The sequence below is a fragment of the Ruegeria sp. HKCCD7255 genome (assembly GCF_013031565.1).
Classification (GTDB): domain Bacteria; phylum Pseudomonadota; class Alphaproteobacteria; order Rhodobacterales; family Rhodobacteraceae; genus Ruegeria.
Map to the genome: position 1 here is coordinate 39,038 of NZ_WQAG01000012.1, position 16,677 is coordinate 55,714.

19 protein-coding genes and 1 pseudogene are annotated in these 16,677 nt (G+C 59.8%); 10 read left to right on the forward strand and 10 right to left on the reverse strand.

Translation table 11 applies throughout. The features are described 5' to 3' along the window. Nucleotides 1-30 precede the first annotated feature (30 nt). The 3 genes from GOX45_RS18160 (at nucleotide 31) to GOX45_RS18170 (ending at nucleotide 4,417) form a co-directional block, all read left to right on the forward strand. Nucleotides 31-3,486, forward strand: a complete 3,456-nt coding sequence (locus tag GOX45_RS18160; protein WP_171102737.1) for a chromosome segregation SMC family protein — start codon at nucleotides 31-33, stop codon at nucleotides 3,484-3,486. A gap of 54 nt (nucleotides 3,487-3,540) precedes the next feature. Then, nucleotides 3,541-3,891, forward strand: a complete 351-nt coding sequence (locus tag GOX45_RS18165; protein WP_171102739.1) for a hypothetical protein — start codon at nucleotides 3,541-3,543, stop codon at nucleotides 3,889-3,891. A 187-nt stretch (nucleotides 3,892-4,078) separates the two neighbouring features. After that, nucleotides 4,079-4,417: an acyl-CoA thioesterase gene (locus tag GOX45_RS18170; RefSeq protein ID WP_171102937.1), complete on the forward strand. Its 339-nt coding sequence runs from the start codon at nucleotides 4,079-4,081 to the stop codon at nucleotides 4,415-4,417. A 12-nt stretch (nucleotides 4,418-4,429) separates the two neighbouring features. Here the strand turns inward: GOX45_RS18170 and GOX45_RS18175 are convergent, their stop codons facing one another. From GOX45_RS18175 to cobD, 3 genes are read right to left on the reverse strand one after another with little or no spacing between them, the layout of a single operon-like run. Then, nucleotides 4,430-5,593: a lytic murein transglycosylase gene (locus tag GOX45_RS18175; protein WP_171102741.1), complete on the reverse strand. Its 1,164-nt coding sequence runs from the start codon at nucleotides 5,591-5,593 to the stop codon at nucleotides 4,430-4,432. A 12-nt stretch (nucleotides 5,594-5,605) separates the two neighbouring features. Further along, on the reverse strand, nucleotides 5,606-6,526 hold the full coding sequence (gene cbiB, locus GOX45_RS18180; RefSeq protein ID WP_171102742.1) for an adenosylcobinamide-phosphate synthase CbiB: 921 nt from the start codon (nucleotides 6,524-6,526) through the stop codon (nucleotides 5,606-5,608). Further along, complete coding sequence (gene cobD / locus GOX45_RS18185) at nucleotides 6,523-7,485, reverse strand: threonine-phosphate decarboxylase CobD (RefSeq protein ID WP_171102745.1); 963 nt, start codon at nucleotides 7,483-7,485, stop codon at nucleotides 6,523-6,525. The genes cbiB and cobD overlap by 4 nt, the downstream gene beginning before the upstream one ends. Before the next feature lie 183 nt (nucleotides 7,486-7,668). Here cobD and GOX45_RS18190 point away from each other — a divergent pair. Beyond that, nucleotides 7,669-8,029, forward strand: a pseudogene (locus tag GOX45_RS18190) (response regulator transcription factor). On the opposite strand, the gene GOX45_RS18195 reads toward GOX45_RS18190, so the two are convergent. Beyond that, a complete protein-coding gene (locus GOX45_RS18195) occupies nucleotides 8,011-9,000 on the reverse strand; it encodes a glutathione S-transferase family protein (RefSeq protein WP_171102747.1) in 990 nt (329 codons plus the stop codon). The pseudogene GOX45_RS18190 and the gene GOX45_RS18195 overlap by 19 nt on opposite strands. A gap of 174 nt (nucleotides 9,001-9,174) precedes the next feature. Here GOX45_RS18195 and GOX45_RS18200 point away from each other — a divergent pair, with 174 nt between their 5' ends. Then, nucleotides 9,175-9,528, forward strand: a complete 354-nt coding sequence (locus GOX45_RS18200) for a hypothetical protein (protein ID WP_171102749.1) — start codon at nucleotides 9,175-9,177, stop codon at nucleotides 9,526-9,528. Between the two features lie 347 nt (nucleotides 9,529-9,875). Here GOX45_RS18200 and GOX45_RS18205 read toward each other — a convergent pair whose 3' ends face one another. After that, entirely contained in the window at nucleotides 9,876-11,048 is a 1,173-nt protein-coding gene (locus tag GOX45_RS18205; RefSeq protein ID WP_171102751.1) for a MalY/PatB family protein, read from the reverse strand. 94 nt (nucleotides 11,049-11,142) lie between these two features. Here GOX45_RS18205 and def (GOX45_RS18210) point away from each other — a divergent pair, with 94 nt between their 5' ends. Genes def (GOX45_RS18210) through GOX45_RS18230 form a run of 5 tightly spaced genes read left to right on the forward strand, consistent with a single transcriptional unit; the run spans nucleotide 11,143 to nucleotide 13,550 of the window. Next, nucleotides 11,143-11,661 carry a peptide deformylase gene (gene def / locus GOX45_RS18210; RefSeq protein ID WP_171102752.1) on the forward strand — a complete coding sequence of 173 codons (519 nt, stop codon included), beginning with the start codon at nucleotides 11,143-11,145 and terminating at the stop codon, nucleotides 11,659-11,661. Further along, on the forward strand, nucleotides 11,658-12,152 hold the full coding sequence (def, locus tag GOX45_RS18215) for a peptide deformylase (protein WP_171102754.1): 495 nt from the start codon (nucleotides 11,658-11,660) through the stop codon (nucleotides 12,150-12,152). Before def (GOX45_RS18210) ends, def (GOX45_RS18215) begins: the two co-directional genes overlap by 4 nt. A gap of 2 nt (nucleotides 12,153-12,154) precedes the next feature. Next, entirely contained in the window at nucleotides 12,155-13,069 is a 915-nt protein-coding gene (fmt, locus tag GOX45_RS18220; protein WP_171102756.1) for a methionyl-tRNA formyltransferase, read from the forward strand. 6 nt (nucleotides 13,070-13,075) lie between these two features. After that, on the forward strand, nucleotides 13,076-13,312 hold the full coding sequence (locus GOX45_RS18225) for a hypothetical protein (RefSeq protein ID WP_170400813.1): 237 nt from the start codon (nucleotides 13,076-13,078) through the stop codon (nucleotides 13,310-13,312). A gap of 1 nt (nucleotide 13,313) precedes the next feature. Further along, a complete protein-coding gene (locus GOX45_RS18230; RefSeq protein ID WP_171102757.1) occupies nucleotides 13,314-13,550 on the forward strand; it encodes a GlsB/YeaQ/YmgE family stress response membrane protein in 237 nt (78 codons plus the stop codon). On the opposite strand, the gene GOX45_RS18235 is transcribed toward GOX45_RS18230, so the two are convergent. The 5 genes from GOX45_RS18235 to ispH are packed head-to-tail and all read right to left on the reverse strand — an operon-like array spanning nucleotide 13,547 to nucleotide 16,616. After that, nucleotides 13,547-14,170 carry a trimeric intracellular cation channel family protein gene (locus GOX45_RS18235; protein WP_171102759.1) on the reverse strand — a complete coding sequence of 208 codons (624 nt, stop codon included), beginning with the start codon at nucleotides 14,168-14,170 and terminating at the stop codon, nucleotides 13,547-13,549. The genes GOX45_RS18230 and GOX45_RS18235 overlap by 4 nt on opposite strands. Next, a complete protein-coding gene (gene rnhA, locus GOX45_RS18240; protein WP_171102761.1) occupies nucleotides 14,167-14,634 on the reverse strand; it encodes a ribonuclease HI in 468 nt (155 codons plus the stop codon). The genes GOX45_RS18235 and rnhA overlap by 4 nt, the downstream gene beginning before the upstream one ends. Further along, nucleotides 14,627-15,220 carry a class I SAM-dependent methyltransferase gene (locus GOX45_RS18245; RefSeq protein WP_171102763.1) on the reverse strand — a complete coding sequence of 198 codons (594 nt, stop codon included), beginning with the start codon at nucleotides 15,218-15,220 and terminating at the stop codon, nucleotides 14,627-14,629. The genes rnhA and GOX45_RS18245 overlap by 8 nt, the downstream gene beginning before the upstream one ends. Beyond that, the gene (locus tag GOX45_RS18250; protein ID WP_171102765.1) at nucleotides 15,217-15,669 is read right to left on the reverse strand and encodes a DUF3429 domain-containing protein; all 453 of its coding nucleotides are present in this window, start codon (nucleotides 15,667-15,669) and stop codon (nucleotides 15,217-15,219) included. The genes GOX45_RS18245 and GOX45_RS18250 overlap by 4 nt, the downstream gene beginning before the upstream one ends. After that, nucleotides 15,666-16,616: a 4-hydroxy-3-methylbut-2-enyl diphosphate reductase gene (ispH, locus tag GOX45_RS18255; protein ID WP_171102767.1), complete on the reverse strand. Its 951-nt coding sequence runs from the start codon at nucleotides 16,614-16,616 to the stop codon at nucleotides 15,666-15,668. Before ispH ends, GOX45_RS18250 begins: the two co-directional genes overlap by 4 nt. Nucleotides 16,617-16,677 lie beyond the last annotated feature (61 nt).

Genomic DNA, 16,677 nt, shown 5'->3' on the forward strand with positions numbered 1-16,677 from the left:
AGCTACAGGAATCATGGGACCCGTTCGTCATTGCGTTTTAGCAAACTCAAATTGACCGGCTTCAAAAGCTTCGTTGATCCGACCGATCTGATCATCGCGGACGGGCTGACCGGTGTCGTCGGCCCCAATGGGTGCGGCAAGTCGAACCTGCTGGAAGCGCTGCGCTGGGTGATGGGGGAAAACCGCCCGAAATCCATGCGCGGTGGCGCGATGGAAGATGTGATCTTTGCCGGGGCCGCCACACGGCCCGCGCGCAACTTTGCCGAAGTGGTCCTGACCATGGACAATTCGGAACGGCTCGCGCCCTCGGGGTTCAACGACAATGACCAGCTTGAGATTGTGCGCCGCATCACCCGCGACGTGGGCAGCGCCTATAAGACCAATGGCAAGGATGTCCGCGCGCGCGATGTGCAGATGCTATTTGCGGACGCCTCAACCGGTGCGCACTCGCCTGCCTTGGTCGGGCAGAACCGCATTGCCGAGCTGATCAACGCCAAACCCCGCGCCCGGCGCCGCATTCTGGAAGAGGCCGCCGGGATTTCGGGGCTCTACCAACGTCGCCACGAGGCGGAGTTGAAGCTGAAAGGGACCGAGGCCAACCTGACCCGTGTTGATGACGTGCTGGAGCAGTTGGGCGGGCAACTGGCGCAATTGGCGCGTCAGGCCCGACAGGCGGCCCGGTATCGTGAGATCGGAACCTTGCTGCGGCAGGCCGAGGGGATGCTTCTGTATCGCCGTTGGAAAGAAGCCGATATCGCGCGCCAGCAAGCCGAAGACAAGCTGCGGGACCGTATCACCGAAGCGTCGCGTGCCGAAGCGCAGGCGCGCGCGTCCTCTGCCAAGCGGGCCGAGATCGAAGAGACTTTGCCACCATTGCGCGAGGAAGAGGCTATCGCCGCTGCAGTCCTGCAACGCCAGCAGGTCGAACGGGATCAACTGACCGATCAGGAATCCCGCGCGCGGCAGACCATCGAGACGCTGACCAACCGCATCAAGCAACTGGGTCATGACATCGAGCGTGAGACGGGTCTGAACCGCGATGCGGGTGAGATGATCGAGCGTTTGGAATGGGAAGCACGCGAACTGGCAAAAGCGGCCGAGGGTCAGGACGAAAAGCTTGCCGAAGCGGCTGAGGTTGCGCGCGAGGCGGCCTCGGTCTTGCAGCAGCGTGAGGACCATCTGTCTCAAGAGACGGAAGACCTGGCCCGGCTTGTGGCGCGACACCAATCGGCGCAGCGTTTGGTCGAAGACAGCCGCAAGACATTGGCCCGGTCTGAGGGTGAGGAAGAAAAGGCGCGTCTGGCAGTGGAGGATGCCAAATCGGCGGTGAACCGCGCGGGTGAGGCCTATGCGACGGCACAGAAGGACGAAGACGCGGCGCAGAGTGCGGCAGACGCCGCGGAAACTGCGCTGACGGCGGCTGATGAGTTGCGCAACGAAACGCAGGCGCGCGAGGCAGACGCGCGGGCCAAACGGTCAGAGGCAGAAGGCGAGTTGGGCGCGATCCGCGCTGAAACGACGGCATTGGCCAAACTGGTCGAGCGTGACACTGCCGAAGGCGGTCAGGTTCTGGACCTGCTGCGCGTGGTGCCCGGGTTCGAAAAGGCGCTTGGCGCCGCTTTGGCCGATGATTTGCGCGCACCTCTGGTCGAAGGAGATGGACCGTCGGGTTGGGTGGAATTGAGCGGCTATGATGCTGATCAACCGTTGCCTGACGGTGCCGAACCGCTCGCTCTGCATGTTTCGGGCCCAGACCGGTTGAGCCGTCGTATTGCGCAAATCGGACTTGTGGATGCGGATCAGGGCGCGCGCTTGCAATCGGCCTTGAAGCCTGGTCAGCGTCTGGTGTCGCGTTCCGGTGATTTGTGGCGCTGGGACGGGTTCCGCGCCTGGGCCGAAGATGCGCCCAGTGCAGCCGCGCTGCGGTTGGAGCAGTTGAACAAGCTGGAAGCATTGAAGCAAGAGCTTGCGCGGACCGAAGCGCAGGCCGAAGGCGCGCGCGCGGCGCATGAGACATTGTCGCAGAAACTGGCTGAAGTGACCGAGGCAGACCGCAAAGCGCGTGAGGCCCGGCGCGCTGCCGATCAACGTATGGCCGAAGCAGCCCGTGCGCTCAGCCGCGCCGAGGCAGATCGTAATCTTGCGCAGGGCAAGCTTGAGACCCTGTCATTGGCCGTCGACCGCCACAAAGAGGATGCCATGTCCGCGCGCGCGCAGCTGCGCGAGGCCGAAAACGCGCTGACGGGTCTGGGTGATCTGGACACAGCGCGCAGCCAGTTGGAAGACATCAAACAAACGGTTGAGGCGGCGCGGATCACCATGCTGACCCATCGCTCGACCCATGACGAACTGCGCCGCGAAGGCGAGGCACGCACGCGCCGTAGCCAGGAGGTCACCAAAGACCTCAGCGGTTGGCGGCACCGGCTGGAAACGGCGGAAAAGCGGATTTCGGAACTGGCAGAGCGCAAGGAGAGTTCGGAAGCTGAGCTGTCGCAGGCGATGGCTGCACCTGACGAGATCGCCGCACAGCGCGCCGAGTTGAACACTTTGATCGAAACCGCCGAAGCCCGCCGCAAAGAAGCTGGTGATCGTTTGGCCGAAGCCGAAGCGCAGCAGCGCGACGCGGTTCTGGCCGAACGTGAGGCAGAACGGCTTGCCTCGGAAGCTCGCGAAATGCGCGCAGCCGCCGAGGCGCGAAGCGAAGCGGCGAAAGAAGGTGTTGTTGCAGCCGCCGAACGGATCGCCGAAGACCAACAGCTAACCCCCAACCAGTTGCTGAACCAATTGGATGTGAACCCCGACCAGATGCCCGCCGCAGATGCGCTGGAGGCTGAAGTCAACCGCCACAAGCGTCAACGCGATGCGATGGGGGCGGTGAACCTGCGCGCCGAAGAAGACAGCAAAGAGGTGCAGGAGGAGTTCGACACGCTCACCAGCGAAAAGGCCGATCTGGAAGAGGCGATCAAGGCGCTGCGCAGCGGCATTGCCAGCCTCAACCGCGAAGGGCGCGAACGTCTGCTGACCGCGTTTGAGCAAGTGAACTCGAACTTTGCGATGCTGTTCAAGCACCTGTTTGGCGGTGGCGAGGCCAACCTAGTCATGGTCGAAAGTGACGATCCGCTGGATGCCGGGCTTGAGATCATGTGTCAGCCGCCAGGTAAAAAGCTGTCGACCCTTAGCCTGCTGTCGGGTGGTGAGCAGACCCTGACCGCCACGGCGCTGATCTTTGGCGTCTTCCTGGCGAACCCAGCCCCGATCTGCGTGCTGGACGAAGTCGACGCTCCTCTGGACGATGCCAACGTGACCCGGTTCTGTGACTTGCTGGATGAGATGTGCCGCCAGACCGACACCCGGTTCCTGATCATCACCCACCATGCGGTAACCATGGCCCGGATGGACCGGCTGTTTGGTGTGACGATGCAGGAACAGGGCGTCAGCCAGTTGGTGTCGGTCGATCTGAAGAAAGCCGAGCAGATGGTGGCATGAGGCATCACCGCAACGTTATGAGCGGTTTCCGATCGCTTAGGCTAAGCTGATCTCATGACCCGATATCTGTTCCTTGCCCTAATTGTCGCCTCACCCCTAAGCGCCGCAGAATGGCCCACCAAACCCGGCGATGTGCCCCTGTCGGTGCAAGAATTGGAGGCACTGGCAGGCCGTACGCTGACTTTCTATGACGATGGTCAATCGAAATTCTCGGCCGGTGGGGCCTATTCCTATACTTATGCCAGCGGGGAATCTGCCTTTGGCACCTATTCCATCGCCGAGGACGGGAGCATCTGTATCGACTATCGCAACGGGTTCAGTCGCTGCGACCTCTATGTCCGTAACGGTGATCGGTTGATCCTGATTGACCAAAAAGGGGATCGCTATCCGGTGCGGCCGGAGTGACACAGGGTTTAACAACGCACCAGGCGCGCGGAGTCTTGACAGTTGCGCATCGAAGGTGGTGCACATTGCCACCGGAAGGATCTAAGCAGTGACGAATGATAGCGATGAACGGCTTGTGCGGGCAAAGAGGCGCGCATCACATGGGCGGCAGCAGGATGAAGGCGTTCTGGTCATCCGTACCATTGCTATGCCAGCCGATACCAATCCGGCAGGGGATATCTTTGGCGGGTGGTTGATGTCGCAAATGGATCTGGCGGCTGGAAACATGGCGGCGCGGGTGGCGCAGGGGCGTGCGGCGACCGTCTCGGTCGAGGCAATGCAGTTTCTTCAACCGGTCAAGGTGGGGGATGAGGTGACGCTCTACGCCACACTCGTGAAAGTGGGCCGCACATCGATCCGCGTACATGTGGATGTCTGGGCGCGTCCCCGACAATCGGACAATGGGCAAAAAGTAACGGATGCGGATTTCGTGTTTGTCGCTCTGGATGAGGACGGAACACCGCGTCCGATTGACTTGGAGGGTTGAAGGGGCGTCTTGCTAGAGACGGTTCAACAACTCGGCCGTGGGCCACGCATCTGCGGGCAAACCCAGCCGGACCTGCTCGGCCTGCACAGCCGCCCGCGTTCCCGCACCCAGAATGCCGTCGATCTTGCCGACGTCATGGCCGCGGGCTTGCAGCTTGGTCTGCAATTGCTTCATTTGCGCCCCGGACAGCCCCGCAGCGGGGTTGCGTGCGTCATAGATCTGAGCTCCCTCTAGCCGTGTGCCGAAATAGGCAGCGGTCAGCACGTAGACAAAGCTTTGGTTCCATTCGAAATAGACGTCGAAATTCGGGTACGCCAGAAAGGCAGGCCCCTGGTGCCCTTGCGGCAGGATCAGGGACGCGGGCAGGTTGCTGAGCGACCCGTTGCGCGCCTGTACACCCATGGCCTGCCAGTCTGAGACCGGGCGCGGTTTTCCGGGGCCAGACAGCGACCAATCCATCTGCGCAGGCACGGTAACCTCTTGCAGCCAGGGTTGACCCGGCTGCCAGCCCAGATGCGACAGCATCTTGGCCCCTGACAGCAGCGCATCCGGGGCAGAAGTTTTCAGCGACACCTTGCCGTCACCATCCCCGTCGATGCCGTTTTCCAGAATGTCGCGGGGCAGCATCTGGACCATGCCGATCTCACCCGCCCAGGCACCCGTTGTGCGGGCAGGGTCGAAATCACCGTTCTGATAAAGTTCGATCGCGGCAAAAATCTGGGGTCGGAACAGCTCGGGCCGGCGGCAATCATGGGCCAGCGTCACCAGCGCGTTGCGGGTGTTGAAATCGCCTTGAAACGATCCGTAATCGGTCTCGAACGCCCAAAAGGCCAATAAGACACCGCGTGACACACCATATTCGCGTTCGATCCGGTCAAACACTCGGTCATACTTGCCCGACATCGCCTTGCCTCGGTCAATCCGGTTGGCCGAGATCAGGCGGCGGGAAAACTCGATGAACGGTTTTTGGAACACGCCTTGTGCGCGGTCTGCTTTCAACACGGCACCGTCCTGTTGCACACCTTTGAAAAACGCGTCGACGGTTGCTTTGTCAAAGCCTTGCTGAACAGCCTCGGCCTTCAAACCTTTGACGAAGCTGTTAAACCCACCGCCACATTGGGCCAGGGCTGGGGTGGCAAGCAGGGTGGCGGCGATCAGGCCTGTAAGAAAGCGCATCAAGATGTCCCGTCAGAAAATCAGTTTGATCCCAACCCACACTGACAGCGCGCCAAGCGCAAGCCCCCAAACCTGCCAAAGCATGGTACAGACGCGAAAAACCTCATGCGGGCCGATCTCACGCCGGGCGTCACCATTGACCCAGGCCAGATCGCGCATCGTGCCATCATAGCTTCGCGGCCCGGCCAGTGCGATCCCAAGCGCGCGGGCCATAGCGGCCTCGGGCCATCCGGCATTGGGTGAGATATGGCGTCGCGCGTCGGCAACGATCTCGCGCCAGCGCGACCATGTGCCCGACAGCGCCATGATCATAACGCAGGTCAGGCGCGCGGGGATCAGGTTCAACAGGTCGTCACATCGCGCGGCGGCCCAACCGAAGGATGCATATTTTTCGGTGCGGTACCCGATCATGCTGTCGGCTGTGTTGACGGCCTTGTAGATCAGGATCGCGGGTAGCCCGCCCAGCAGAAACCAGAATGCAGGTGCGATGACCCCATCGCTGAGGTTTTCTGCGGCACTTTCGATGGCCGATCGCGCGACCTGAGGCTGGCTAATGTCGCGCGTATCACGTGAGACGATCATCGCGACCCGACCGCGTCCTTCTTCCAGCGAAATCTGCAGCCCGTCGGCGACATCGCGTACATGCGTGACCAGCGATTTCTGGGCCAGAAGAATGGCGCAAACGAGGATTTCGACCAATGGTCCCAACTGTGCCAGCAGGGCGCCGATGCCCCATCCGCACAGGATCAACAGAGCCAGAACCGCGATCCCTTTCACGCGTTTGCCTGATCCGCGATTCAGGTGCTGGTCTAGCCAGCCGATACAGTTGCCGATGAGAACGGCGGGGTGACGAATGCGAGACCAAAGCCAGTCCGGCTCGCCCAACGCGGCATCGAGGCACATCGCGGCGATCAGCAAAAGCGCGGTGGTCACAGCGCGGCCTCAAGCCGGTCCCAAGAATCTGAGGGTGGCAGGCCCAGGCGCAGGTAGGTGTCGGAATAGGGGAAGATCCGGCTCCAGATATGTGCTTGGGCCAGGCGGTCTTGCCACGCGAACGCCCTGTCGACGCGATACAGGCGAAAAAGGCTGGTGCCTCCTACGACTTGTGCTCCGTGTGCGGTCAACATCGCATCCAAACGGTCTGCACCTTGGCTCAGGCGAGCGCGTGTCTCCTCGGCCCAGCTCAGGTCGCGCAAAGCGCGCTCTCCGATGCGCAAGGCAGGGCCCGAAACGGCCCAGGGGCCTGTCAGGTCATTGAGCCGATCGATGACACTTGGTTGACCAATGGCAAAGCCCAGGCGCAGACCCGCAAGGCCCCAAAACTTGCCGAAGCTCTTTAGAACGATCACTCCCGGTCGCTCGGCCAATTGGGTCAATGTCTTGTCCGGCGTCACATCGCAAAAGCTTTCATCGATCACGGTCAGCGCGGCATCCGCGTCACTGGCCGACCACAGGCGACCATCTGGGTTGTTTGGGTGCACCAGAACCCGCGCTTCAGCCGGGCCTTCTTCCTGAACGTCCCATCCATGCGCCGCAAAAGCTGCAGCATGTTCGTTATAGGTGGGTGTTGTGATCCGCACACGCCCCGGGTCCGCCAGTGCGGGAATGCGCGCGATCAGAGCCGAAGCGCCAGGTGCGGGTAGAATTGCAGCCTGATCCGGTACGTTCCAGAAGGCGCGGGCCGCACCGCTTATGGCCTGGAAAGCATCATGGTCGGGTAGCGCCGTCCAATCCGTGCCAGACAGTTCGCCGATCGGATAAGCACGAGGGTTGATGCCCGTCGATAGGTCAAGCCAGTCCCCGCAGATGCCACCATAACGCTCCATCGCAGCGGCGAGCCCACCGCCATGGTCGCGTGTTGCGCGTGGGTTCAAACTGTCAGACTGGTTCATCGTACAATTCGTTGGATTTGGCCGGATTTTCCCGTTTCAAGCGGATTTTCGCCGTTCGGGCAAGCAAATCCGCGCGAGCAGGGCCAGTGACAGGTCATGTTAACACTTTGTTAAGGATTTGGCTGGATCACGGACCTTGGGGGTCGGCATAACGCATCATATCACGTGCCGAGGTAGTTGCAAATGAAAGTACTGATTGTTGAGAGTAATCCTGACCTCGGTCGGGTTTGGAAAAGGCATCTGGAGAGACAGGGTGCCGAGGTCACTTTGGTGGGAACTCAGGAAGCCGCAATTCTTGCGCTTTACGGAACGGATTTCGAGATCATCGTGCTGGACCTGGTTCTCGAGACCGGCAGCGCTCTGGCGGTTGCCGATTTCGCAAGCTATCGCCGACCAGAGGCGCGTCATCTTTGTTACCAACACAACCTTCTTTTCGGACGGGTCAATCTTTTCCCATAGCACCAATGCCTGCGCCTATGTTCAAAGCAGTACCCCGCCCGAAGACTTGGCCGCGATGGTCGAGCACTATGCCGCGGGGCGCTGATCCCGCATGTGTGGTTCCAGGTAATCCAACTGTGGATTGACCGGAACGATCCGGTGCGGATTGATGCTTTCGTGGCTAAAGTGATAGTGACGCACGATGTGGTTCATATTCACCGTCTCGGCCACGCCCGGCCACTGATACAATTCGCGCGTATAGGCCCATAGGTTCGGGTAATCGATCAGACGCTTGCGGTTGCATTTGAAATGCAGGTGATAGACCGGGTCAAACCGGACCAGGGTTGTGAACAGGCGCCAATCTGCTTCGGTCACGCGCTCGCCCATTAGGTAGCGGTTTCGCGCCAGGCGATCTTCCAGCCAGTCCAAGGTCTCGAACAACGGCGCAACCGCATTGTCATAGGCCTCTTGCGATGTGGCAAAGCCGGATTTGTAGACGCCGTTGTTGACGTTCGAATAGATGCGGGCGTTCACCTCTTCGATTTCGTCGCGCATCGCTTCGGGCCAATAGTCGTCGGTGTTTCCGGTGATCCCGTCAAAGGCTGAATTGAACATGCGGATGATTTCCGAGCTTTCGTTCGACACGATCGTTTCCTGCACCTTGTCCCACAGGATCGGAACGGTCACGCGCCCGGAATAGGTGGGATTAGCTTTGGTATAGATCTGATGCGCGAAGTCGAGCCCATAGAGATCGTCGCCTGTGGCACCGTTTTCGTCGGTCTCAAAAGTCCAGCCTTGTGTCAGCATGTCGGGATGAACAACCGAGACGGAGATATGATTGCTCAGGTCTTTGAGTTCACGGAAGATCAGTGTGCGATGCGCCCAGGGGCAGGCATGGCTGACATATAGGTGATACCGTCCGCTTTCTGCCTTGAACCCGCCTTTGCCCGAAGGTCCGGCGGCCCCATCGGCTGTGATCCAATTGCGAAACTGAGCGGCAGATCTTTTGAAAGCGCCATTATTGGATTTGGTGTCATACCACTGGTCGTGCCAAATGCCGTCAACAAGCAGCCCCATCTTTCGTCCTCCGATTGGTTGAAGTCGAACCTAGGTCTTGGCGTTGTGTTTTCCTACCGGAATTGACGCGCAGATTGCCTGCAGCGATGCACACAGTCGAAAAGGTCCTGCGCGTGTTCATTGGATTTTTACCTGGATGGGGTCAAAATAGAGTGCGTTTGGGGAGTTTTTTGAATGAGTACCTATGTTTCAAAAGAAATTCGCGCCGAATTGGACGCTGCGCGAATCGCATCCTTGAAAAAAGCCAGTCGCCTTCGTGTCGAATTTGGCGACAATGCCTATAAAATCCTTTCATTGTGGAAAGATGGCTTTGCGGTCGAGGCGGCATCAACACCGCGCCTTCGCGGATTGGTCGACATTTTTGATGGGGCAAATCACCTGTATCAATGCCTGATCATCGCGGATGAAGAACAGGCGGGCGAAATGCGCTACGAATTCAAACGCAGCACGGCGGCGCATGACAAAGCGCCGTTGGATTTCTATCGCGCGCCCGACGCACCGATTGCTTTGCTGGAATCCGACGAATAGGGGTTGGAAGACGCTTCGGGGCGAAGGTGTCGCCACCCTAAGGTTTGAGTGATTCCGCCGTACTCGCCAGCCCAACTTTTTGGCTCATGGTGTGATTTTTGAACCTAGACTGTTCGCGCGCATTGCATCATTGGATCCGTTTCCGGAAGGCCAGCACCTATTCTTCATCAGGCCCCATATATGAACGACCGTTGTCGGGAAACGCCTGCCAAGACGGTTTGCGAGGCTCGCCAGCGGTGAAAGCAGCATTCAGCGGATGCTTGATTGATTTCCGGCTCGGCAAGTCAGCCAGCCGGCAGAATACCGTATTGATCTTCCATTTTTTGCAGTGGAATGCTGTCGCTGCCTTATTGCAAATCGCCGAATGCCTGTTTCAACCGTACGCAGGCCTCTTCCACCCGCGTGCGCTGCGTGGCGAGGTTGAAACGCTCGAACGTTTCTCCGCCCGGGCCAAAACCGGGGCCGGATGAGGTGGCGATACGCGCATCCTCGCGCAGGCGTTTCACAAACTCGGCATGGTTCATCCCGGTGCCCGAAAAATCGACCCAAGCCAGATAGGTTGCCTGGAGCGGCATCGACCAGAGCCCAGGGATTTCGGCAATGGTGGCATCGAACAGCTTGCGGTTTTCATCCAGATGCGCGACCTGAGCATCCGTCCATGCCGCCCCTTCCGGGGAATAGGCGGCCGTGATCATCGCCACGCCCAATGCGCTGGGATCATAGTCCAGCGTCTGCACCCGGTGCCGCATTTCCGCGCGTAGTTTCGGGTCTGGGATGATCATATTCCCGGTGCGCTGACCGGCGATGTTGAAGGTTTTCGATGCGGCGGTCAGGGTCACTGTCCACGGGCGCGCTTCGGGCGCGGCGACGTCCATCGGTACAAAACTGTTTCCGGGATAGACAAGGTCGTGATGAATCTCGTCCGATACCAGTATCAACCCGTTCCGCTTGGCGAACTCTGCCACCGCGCGCAGCTCATCCGCTGTCCAGACCCGACCCGAGGGGTTTTGGGGCGAACACCACAGCAACAGCTTTTCGGACCCGTCCAAGCGCTGTTGAGCGTCCTCCAGATCCAGCGCATAGCTGTCTCCGTCACGGACCAAGGGGCATTCGACCAGTCGCCGACCGGCCTTGTTCACCTTATGCGCAAACTCATGATAAACGGGCGTGAATATGACCACGCCGTCACCCCGTTCGCTCCATACGTCCAGCGACAAGGCAATCGCGTTGCCCAAACCTTGCGAGGTGAGAATCCAATCCGTGTCGATCTGCCAGTTGTGACGCGTGTTCATCCACCACTGCACCGCGTTCAAGTAGTCCGGGTGTATCCACGAATATCCAAACGCGCCGTGTTCTGCGGCCGCGCGCACGGCCTCGATCACGCAAGGGGCGGTCGCATAGTCGGAATCTGCCGTCCACATGGCCAAGCCATCTTCGGGCGACACGCCATAGAGACGCTCCATCTTGTCCCATTTTGAAGAGTTGGTGCCCCGGCGGTCGATCAGGTCGTTGAAAGTCATGTCATCTCCATCTGTCGGGGCGAAAGCTAACCACAAATCGATCGGGTGCAAGGGGGCCGTTGCGGTGACGGGCGCGATGACCTAAATCAGCCTCATGAAACGCAATATCCTGATCCATCCTGACCCCCGCCTGAAAAAGGTTTGCGCGCCGGTGGCCGATATCACCGACGAACTGCGTAGCCTGGCCGCTGACATGTTGGAAACGATGTATGACGCGCCGGGCATCGGCCTCGCGGCACCTCAGATCGGGGTGCTGGACCGGCTGATCGTGGTGGATTGCGTCAAAGAAGAAGGCGAGTCTCCACGCCCCTTGATCATGTTCAACCCCGAGATCATCGCGTCATCGGATGAGACGAATGTCTACGAAGAAGGCTGCTTGTCGATCCCCGAGCAATATGCCGAGGTCACGCGCCCCAAGGTGGTGGATGTCACCTGGCTAGACCGTGACGGCAACGAGCAGCAAGAGACGTTCGACGGGTTGTGGGCCACATGTGTGCAGCACGAGATTGATCATTTGAACGGCAAGCTGTTCATCGACTATCTCAAACCACTCAAGCGTCAGATGATCACGCGCAAGATGCAAAAGCTCAAACGTGAACGGGCGCGCGCATGACGGTGCGCACATGCCTGCCTTGGCCTGACAAACGCCTGCGCACCAAGGCCGAAAAAGTATCCGAGATCACCGATGAGATCCGTGCCATCTGGGACGATATGATCGACACGATGGAGGCAATGCCGGGCGTTGGCCTGGCAGCGCCACAGATCGGGGTGATGTTGCGATTGGCGGTTGTTGACGGATCGACGCAGCGCGGCAAGGCGGTGCGTCTGGCCAATCCCGAGATCCTGCACAGCTCGGTCGAGCTGCGTGAACATGATGAGGCCAGCCCAAACCTGCCGGGTGTCTCGGCCAAGGTGAAACGCCCTCGCGCGGTGACCGTGCGGTTTCTGAATGAACAGGGCATGATCGACCGTCGCGACTTTGTCGGGATCGAAGCCACCAGCGTGCAGCATCAGATCGACCATTTGAACGGGCGGATGTATTTCGACCGGCTCAGCAAGGTCAAACGCGATATGCTGCTGCGCAAGGCAAAGAAACAGGGATAGCGATGCGCATCATCTTCATGGGAACGCCCGATTTCTCGGTGCCGGTGTTGGATGCGCTGGTCGAGGCCGGGCACGAGATCGCCGCCGTCTATTGTCAGCCGCCACGCCCTGCTGGGCGGGGTAAGAAAGATCGTCCAACGCCGGTGCATGCGCGGGCTGCAGCCTTGGGGTTAGAGGTGCGGCATCCGACCTCTTTGAAATCCCCCGAAGAACAAGACCGTTTTGCTGCGGTGAAAGCTGATGTGGCCGTGGTGGTCGCCTATGGGCTGATCTTGCCGCAACCCATTCTGGATGCGCCCAGCCAAGGGTGTCTGAATATCCATGCCAGCCTGTTGCCGCGCTGGCGCGGGGCGGCACCGATCCACCGCGCGATCATGGCCGGTGATGCGCAGACTGGGATCTGCATCATGCAGATGGAGGCCGGGCTGGACACCGGGCCCGTTCTGCTGCGTCAGGCCACGGATATCGGGGCTGAGGAAACCACCGCCCAGCTACATGATCGTCTGTCGGATATGGGGGCGGCGCTGATTGTTCGGGCCTTGGCCCAATTGCCGGACCTGACCCCGGAACCGCAACCTGAGGCAGGCGTGACCTATGCCAGCAAGATCGACAAAGCCGAAGCGCGCATCGACTGGTCAGCACCCGCCTCCGAGGTGGATCGGAAAATCCGAGGGCTGTCTCCGTTTCCTGGCGCGTGGACCGAAATCGAGGGCGAGCGGATCAAGCTGCTCTCCTCTCGGCTGGCCGAGGGGCAGGGATCGGTGGGAGAAGTGCTGGATGACCAGCTGCGCGTGGCCTGCGGGGAAGGTGCGGTTGAGTTGTTGCGCTTGCAACGGGCGGGCAAAGGCGCGCAGGATAGGGAAACTTTCTTGCGAGGGTGGCCGATCCCGGTCGGCACCCGTCTTTCGTCGGAGTAGACCGCCATGTTCATGGTCCTGATGGGCACTGTCGTGATTGCCGGGATTGTGGGCTATCTATCCGAGAAGACCGGGTTCACCCATAACGGGTACCTGCCGTCGATCATCATATGTGTCGGCGGCGCGTTCCTGTTCTATTTTGTCCGCATCATGTTTGGCATCAGCTTTGGACCGCCGGGACTTGATGCGGTGCTGTCTTCGATTGGTGCGCTGATCATCGTCCCCACGCATTGGAGAAAATGACATGCCCATCGTCGTTTTGATCATCATCGGAGCCGCAGCCGGTTTTCTAGCCACACGCCTGATGCGGATTGAAGCAAGCATCCCGGCCACGCTATTGATCGGTATTGTAGGCGCACTTTTGGGTGGGTTGATCCTACGTTCGCTTGCCTCGGTGATGGGCTGGATGTCCGGTTTCGTCGGTGCGGTTCTGGGCGCGTTGCTGGTGATCTGGATCTGGAAAACCTACCTGCGGCGCTAAGCCGATGGTGGGCGCCCTTTGTAAACCGGTAGTTGCCAGCCAAACAACAAGGATCCGGCCCTGAGCCCCCAACAGACCAAAGCGCAGAGGCCAAGCGCGGGTAGAGCATCCAAACCCAACCGGGTCGCCATGACAGCCGTCACTGTCCCTGCAAAAGCGCAGGTCACGTAAAGTTCACCTTGTTTCAGCACCAACGGCACTTCATTGCAGACCACATCGCGCATCAAACCACCCAGGCAGCCCGTGGTCACACCCATCAGCACGACAATCACCCCCGACTGATCCAGTGACAGGGCTGCGCCTGTCCCCGCCGCGACTGCGATGGACAGGGCAAAACTGTCCAGCCAGATCAGCCAGCGGTAACGGCTTTCAACCAGATGTGCGGTGAAGAACACCAGAACGGCTGCTGCACAGGCGATCAGGACATAGTTGGGTTGACCCACCCAGAAAACCGGATGTCGGTCCAGCAGCAGATCTCGTACCGTGCCACCGCCTACCGCCGTCAGGCAGGCGATGAACGCAAATCCCACAAGGTCCAGCTGCGCCCGGCTGGCGACCAGCGCCCCGGTCAGGGCAAAGACCAGAACCGATGCGTAGTCCAGCAGCGACAGCGCCGTCATGCTTCTGACTTTTTGGGTTTGAACGGGGCCATACCGGTACGCGCCAATTCGTCGGCGCGCTCGTTTTCGGGATGACCTGCATGACCTTTGACCCATTCCCATGTCACATCGTGCCGCTCTTGCGCTGCATCGAGACGCTGCCACAGATCCACATTCTTGACGGGTTTTTTGTTCGAGGTTTTCCAGCCGTTCCGTTTCCAGCCGAAAATCCAGCCGGTCACACCGTTTTTCACATAGGCGCTGTCAGTCACGATGGTGATGGTGGACGCGCGCTCCAGCGTTTCAAGAGCGCTGATCGCGGCGAGAAGCTCCATCCTGTTATTGGTGGTTTCCGCCTCGCCGCCGTTCAGTTCGCGTTCCTTCAGAACGGTCTCGCCTTGCATGGCGCGCAGCAAGACGCCCCAGCCCCCGGGGCCCGGATTGCCGGAACAGGCCCCATCGGTATAGGCAAAAAGCTCAGGCATAGGTGTGCAATCCGATCCAGTCCGACTCCGAGCCATCCAAGCCCGTTCCGCGACCGGTGCGTTGGCTGACTACCGTGAAACCGGCATCCTTCATGTAGGTCTTCAATTCATCCTCGGAATAATAGCTATAGAACCGCCCCAGCCGATCCGAGCCTTCACCTTGGCCCAATTTCATCGCGATAAAGAAGATGCCACGGGGTTTCAACGCATCCTGGATAGCGGCCAGATGGCTGGGAAATTGCGCCCGCGCGGCGTGGAGCAGGCTGAAATTGGCCCAAATCCCATCATACAGGCCTGCAGCGTCAAGGTCTGCGAATCCGGCTTGTCGGGCTGTCACGCCGGGATGGGTCGAGGCAAGTTCGACCATGCGGGCTGAGGCATCTGTCGCGTCCACAACCAATCCGGCTTGCGCCATAAGCGCGGCCGAGGTTCCCGGCCCGCATCCGAGATCCAAGACGCGTCCACCTGCGGGAATTGCAGCGATGAACTCGGAAACCCGAGGATCGGCTGCGTTGTCCTCATTGGTAAGCTGCGCATATTTTTCGGCTTGGGCGTCATAGACGGCAATGGTGTCTTGATCGGTCACAGGTACACTCCGACGGCCAGGCACAAAACAACGACGGTGGTGAGCAACAGGCGCAGTTTCAGCCACCAACGCGGTGCCAGCCCCCATTGCCAGAACAGGGCATCCAGGATCAGAAGGCCGACAAAGCCGGTCATCAGGTTCAGGCCGGCAGCCACAGGTCCACCTCCTGTCATGAAAAACGCCCACAGGGCAGGCAGCACTGACAGGCCATAACAGATTATCGCCTTGGTTCCCGCGGTTTTTGTGGCGAAGCCCCAGAGAACCCCGGACATAAAGCTGAGGATGACCGAGCCATAGAACAGCTGCACATAAGGCCCGACCATCCGTGGCCCCAAGGCACGGCTGCCCCAGGCCTGAAGATCGCTATTCAAAAGAGTCAGCGCCCCCCAAACAAAGGGTATCAGGCCCGCCAATCCCAAGAACAGAGGGGCACGGGGAATGCCGTTCATGCAGGTTCTCGCAAAACACGCGGGACTTTGAATTCGACGTTTTCGGTTGCGGTTTCCACAGGTGTAACGGTGACGTCGTAATGGGCGCGAAACGCGTCGATGACCTCGTTTACGAGGACCTCGGGGGCTGAGGCACCGGCGGTGATCGCGACACTGGAAATCCCCTCAAGCGCGCGCCAGTCAATATCTGTCGCGCGCTGAACAAGTTGCGCATAATTGCAGCCTGCACGCGACGCGACCTCGACCAGGCGGCGCGAGTTCGACGAGTTGGGCGCGCCCACGACCAGCAATGCATCTGATTTTGGCGCCACGGCTTTTACCGCTTCCTGCCGGTTGGTGGTCGCATAGCAGATATCTTCCTTGTGTGGACCGACAATGGCCGGGAAGCGATCTTGCAGCGCGGCGATGATGTCCTTCGTGTCATCCACCGAAAGCGTGGTTTGGGTGACAAAGGCTAGCTTTTCCGGGTTGCGGACCGTCACGGTTGCGACATCTGCGACGGTTTCTACCAGCAGCACCTCACCCTCGGGCAGTTGTCCCATGGTGCCAATAGTCTCGGGGTGGCCTTTGTGGCCGATCATGATCATCTGTAGCCCGGCATCCGAATGGCGTTGCGCCTCGACATGCACTTTCGATACCAAAGGGCAGGTGGCATCGACAAAGACCATTTGGCGCTGAGACGCCTCCGCGGGAACCGACTTCGGAACCCCGTGCGCCGAGAACACGACGGGCCGGTCGTCAGGACATTCATCCAGTTCTTCGACAAAGACCGCGCCTTTGTCGCGTAGGCTGTCGACGACGAATTTGTTGTGCACGATCTCATGGCGCACATAGACGGGTGGCCCCCATTTCTCGATTGCCATTTCGACAATCTTGATCGCGCGATCCACACCGGCGCAGAACCCGCGCGGGGCGGCAAGGTACAAGGTCAGGGGGGGCTTGGTCATCATCTGTCTCCTTACGAGGCAGTTAGGTCTTTTACCTGCCTTGGTCCAGACAGGAGCGCGT

What these genes read in the sequence shown, in the direction of transcription:
- GOX45_RS18230 (WP_171102757.1), top strand. Translation starts at nt 13,314, where the DNA reads ATGCCCATCGTCGTTTTGATCATCATCGGAGCCGCAGCCGGTTTTCTA.
- GOX45_RS18225 (WP_170400813.1), top strand. Translation starts at nt 13,076, where the DNA reads ATGTTCATGGTCCTGATGGGCACTGTCGTGATTGCCGGGATTGTGGGC.
- GOX45_RS18170 (WP_171102937.1), top strand. Translation starts at nt 4,079, where the DNA reads ATGCCAGCCGATACCAATCCGGCAGGGGATATCTTTGGCGGGTGGTTG.
- fmt (WP_171102756.1), top strand. Translation starts at nt 12,155, where the DNA reads ATGCGCATCATCTTCATGGGAACGCCCGATTTCTCGGTGCCGGTGTTG.
- rnhA (WP_171102761.1), bottom strand. Translation starts at nt 14,634, where the DNA reads ATGCCTGAGCTTTTTGCCTATACCGATGGGGCCTGTTCCGGCAATCCG.
- def (WP_171102752.1), top strand. Translation starts at nt 11,143, where the DNA reads ATGAAACGCAATATCCTGATCCATCCTGACCCCCGCCTGAAAAAGGTT.
- ispH (WP_171102767.1), bottom strand. Translation starts at nt 16,616, where the DNA reads ATGACCAAGCCCCCCCTGACCTTGTACCTTGCCGCCCCGCGCGGGTTC.
- GOX45_RS18165 (WP_171102739.1), top strand. Translation starts at nt 3,541, where the DNA reads ATGACCCGATATCTGTTCCTTGCCCTAATTGTCGCCTCACCCCTAAGC.
- GOX45_RS18235 (WP_171102759.1), bottom strand. Translation starts at nt 14,170, where the DNA reads ATGACGGCGCTGTCGCTGCTGGACTACGCATCGGTTCTGGTCTTTGCC.
- def (WP_171102754.1), top strand. Translation starts at nt 11,658, where the DNA reads ATGACGGTGCGCACATGCCTGCCTTGGCCTGACAAACGCCTGCGCACC.
- GOX45_RS18200 (WP_171102749.1), top strand. Translation starts at nt 9,175, where the DNA reads ATGAGTACCTATGTTTCAAAAGAAATTCGCGCCGAATTGGACGCTGCG.
- GOX45_RS18175 (WP_171102741.1), bottom strand. Translation starts at nt 5,593, where the DNA reads ATGCGCTTTCTTACAGGCCTGATCGCCGCCACCCTGCTTGCCACCCCA.
- GOX45_RS18205 (WP_171102751.1), bottom strand. Translation starts at nt 11,048, where the DNA reads ATGACTTTCAACGACCTGATCGACCGCCGGGGCACCAACTCTTCAAAA.
- cobD (WP_171102745.1), bottom strand. Translation starts at nt 7,485, where the DNA reads ATGAACCAGTCTGACAGTTTGAACCCACGCGCAACACGCGACCATGGC.
- GOX45_RS18250 (WP_171102765.1), bottom strand. Translation starts at nt 15,669, where the DNA reads ATGAACGGCATTCCCCGTGCCCCTCTGTTCTTGGGATTGGCGGGCCTG.
- GOX45_RS18195 (WP_171102747.1), bottom strand. Translation starts at nt 9,000, where the DNA reads ATGGGGCTGCTTGTTGACGGCATTTGGCACGACCAGTGGTATGACACC.